The organism is Alteromonas infernus (assembly GCF_902705815.1).
Map to the genome: position 1 here is coordinate 1 of NZ_CACSIG010000058.1, position 551 is coordinate 551.

Genomic DNA, 551 nt, shown 5'->3' on the forward strand with positions numbered 1-551 from the left:
TGCAAGGCTTACTGCGAGCCACGGGGATAAGGTGCGTTATCCAGACCCCCAATTATACCGCCATTGTTAGCTGCACCTAACTAAACGGCTTAGAGCGCGTTGATATTGGTACGGTGGTTCAACATGATAACGGCGATAGCTCAGAGACGATTAACGAAGTGGAAGGCGCGCGCTATACACTAGATTTTGATGCACTAGAGCGAGAAGCGGCAGACCCTAAATGTAAGCTGTTTATTCTGTGTAACCCAATGAATCCTGTGGGTTCGGTACTTTCTAAAGAAGAGTTAGATCGCATTGCCGACATTTGTAATGCAAATAACGTTACGCTTTGTTCAGATGAAATTCACTGTGACCTAATTCTTGAAGAGGGCAAACAGCACATACCCGCTGGGCGTGAAGCCAATCTTGCCGATAATAGCGTTACGCTGATGGCTGCAAGTAAGACCTTTAATATTGCAGGCTTGGGCACGTCATTCGCCATTATTCCTAACAGGCAACTGCGCCAGTCATTTACTAATGCGGCGGCGGGGGCCTTAAGCCTATTGTTGTTA

Annotated in this window: 1 pseudogene; it reads left to right on the forward strand. The window is 47.2% G+C overall.

The annotated features are described in order from the left end of the window. A pseudogene (locus ACX5J7_RS14860) lies at positions 1–551 on the forward strand (aminotransferase class I/II-fold pyridoxal phosphate-dependent enzyme); the annotation flags it as partial.